3 protein-coding genes and 1 pseudogene are annotated in these 2182 nt (G+C 61.1%); 2 read left to right on the plus strand and 2 right to left on the minus strand.

Going from position 1 to position 2182, the window contains the following annotated elements; genetic code table 11:
* Positions 1–264: 264 nt before the first annotated feature.
* Positions 265–831, minus strand: a complete 567-nt coding sequence (locus CWC60_RS07865; RefSeq protein WP_206419828.1) for an IS110 family RNA-guided transposase — start codon at positions 829–831, stop codon at positions 265–267.
* Positions 783–977 (minus strand): annotated as a pseudogene (locus CWC60_RS24370) (hypothetical protein); the annotation flags it as partial. The gene CWC60_RS07865 and the pseudogene CWC60_RS24370, both read right to left, overlap by 49 nt.
* Positions 978–1100: 123 nt before the next feature.
* Between CWC60_RS24370 and CWC60_RS07875 the strand changes: the two are divergent.
* Positions 1101–1601, plus strand: coding sequence for a hypothetical protein (locus tag CWC60_RS07875; RefSeq protein WP_109796414.1), 501 nt, complete (start codon positions 1101–1103; stop codon positions 1599–1601).
* Positions 1598–2056 (plus strand): hypothetical protein, encoded by a 459-nt coding sequence (locus CWC60_RS07880; RefSeq protein WP_109793454.1) that lies wholly within the window; start codon positions 1598–1600, stop codon positions 2054–2056. Before CWC60_RS07875 ends, CWC60_RS07880 begins: the two co-directional genes overlap by 4 nt.
* Positions 2057–2182: the final 126 nt, after the last annotated feature.

Genomic DNA, 2182 nt, shown 5'->3' on the forward strand with positions numbered 1-2182 from the left:
TGCAACGATTTGGTTGGCTCTGGATCGGAGATCGCAATTGCGGACGTATATCCGGCTTCGTTGAGCGGCCCGAACATTCGTCGCCGCGAGCCCCGATGGATTTCCGCGTGCTTCCTCCTCAATGCCCCCGAGACATCGGCCCCTGCCGTGCCGGTCCACACATCAGGTTCTGGAAGCGATGGGAGCGACCCTTTCACCATCCCCAGCCAGGTTGCTGCAATATTCCGTCGATGGCCTTCCGCTTATGGCTGAAGCGCCGCCGGTTCAGCCTGCGACCGCGGCTCGTAGCGGTCGATATTCGGCATCATGCGCCAGGACCGACCAGACGATCCGGGCGTTCTTGTTGGCGAGCGCAACAGCGACGACATTCGGGTGCCGCCGTTCCCGCATGCGGCCGATCCACTGACTTCTGGGATCGTCCTTGCCGTGGGCCTTGCCGAGAACGGCGCGCGCGCCATGAATCATCAGGGTGCGTAGGTATCGGTCACCGCGTTTGCTGATGCCGAACAGACGGGACCTTCCGCCACTTGATCTCTGCCTGGGCACCAATCCGAGCCAGGCGGCAAACTGGCGCCCGTTCCTGAAGCAGCTCCGGTCGCCGACTGCCGCAACCAGCGCAGTCCCCGTGATCGGCCCGATCCCCTCGATCTGACCGATGCGCTGGCACGCTTCGTTGGCCCGGAAGAGTGTGCGGATCCTGCGGTTGGAGGACGCAATACGGCGATCAAGCCCGGCCAGTTCCTCGCGGATTTCCCGCTCGATCTCGCGGATCAGATCCGTCAGGCCGTCAGCGGCATTTTGCTGTCGACGCCCGGCGCTCGCTTCAAACACAGGGCGGTTCCGGGATCGAAGAAGCAGTCAGCCAGCACCCCGACATACAATGTTCGCCCGAGGCTCCCGAGCATCGTGCGGAGCCGGGCACGGTCAGCAATCGTGGCCGGCAGCGCGTCAGCGATGCGAGTAGAGCCCGGTCCTGCGAAGACTCCGCATGGCAGCACGTGCCTGGGCGAGCAACGCAGCGGCTTGAGTTGCGCCGTTGCGATAACGTCACGGCGGCGGTACCGTGGAGCCTCAATCTCTGAGGAGGCTGGAGGCGGAAGATGGCTTTATGTCCTCCAATACGTCTCGTTCTTCTGCTGGTGCTGATCCTTCCTATGCCGGGGATGGTGGCGGGCGAGGAAACTAGGCAGGATGCGGCGCGCGGACCGCTCGACGGCATGGCTTTTGTCGGCATGATCGGACCGGTGGAAGACCCCGACGTGGCAGATATCCTCTACTTCGATGAAGGCCAATTCTGGTCCAAGGCCTGCACGAGATGCGGATTCATGCCAAGCCCTTACTATGCCCGATCCGTTGGCGACAGCATCGAGTTCCGCGGTGAACTGGAAAGCCGTGACCGCGGAAAATTCTCCTATTTCGGAACAGTTCAAGATGGGCAGATCACAGCGATCATCAGATGGCGGCGCGATCGCTGGTACTGGTCGATCGACCGGGACCTTCGCTTCGAAGGGACGCTGTCCGAGACGACGAGTATGACGCTTGAAGCGGCGGAAGAAACCGCGAGAGGCGAGCCGGCTGATCCAGACAATTGCATATCATGACACTTGGACGCCTGCTGCTCGTCCTTTTCTATTTGATGTTGGTGGCGGGCGGCTGGCTGGTGGGACATTGGCTCACCGGTTTCGCTTTGATCGAAGTTCGACCGTCCAACGAACCAGAAATCCATCGGATCGTGATGCTCGCAACCGGTGTCTATATCGCCGCGTCGGCAATACCTTTTGTCCCCGGTGCTGAAATCGGTTTCGCTCTGATCCTTGCGCTCGGCGACCGCATCGTCTTTCTCGTGTACATCGCCATGGTCACCGCGCTTCTCCTCGCCTTCCTGGTGGGTCGGTTTTTGCCGAGCAAAGCGATTGCAGGTGCGTTCCGATTCGTCGGCTTCGAAAGAGCACGCAACCTCGTCCTGCGACTTGAGCCGCTTGATAGCCAGGCCCGGGTTGCAATGCTGGCATGTCCCCGGTCAGCGCCTTTGGGCCATTTTGATGTGATTGCCTAGCGGAGGATTTCTGGCTCATCGTAACCGCCGAGGAGTGGAGATGAGACAGAAATCCGGTAAGCAAAGAGCCACGGTCGACCAGGCCGTGAAGGACATCCGCCGCAAGACCCGCAAGCACCATTCAGC

It is taken from the genome of Minwuia thermotolerans (assembly GCF_002924445.1).
Lineage (GTDB): Bacteria > Pseudomonadota > Alphaproteobacteria > Minwuiales > Minwuiaceae > Minwuia > Minwuia thermotolerans.

Coding starts and splice junctions, on each gene's coding strand:
- CWC60_RS07880 (WP_109793454.1), top strand. CDS start 1,598: ATGACACTTGGACGCCTGCTGCTCGTCCTTTTCTATTTGATGTTGGTG.
- CWC60_RS07875 (WP_109796414.1), top strand. CDS start 1,101: ATGGCTTTATGTCCTCCAATACGTCTCGTTCTTCTGCTGGTGCTGATC.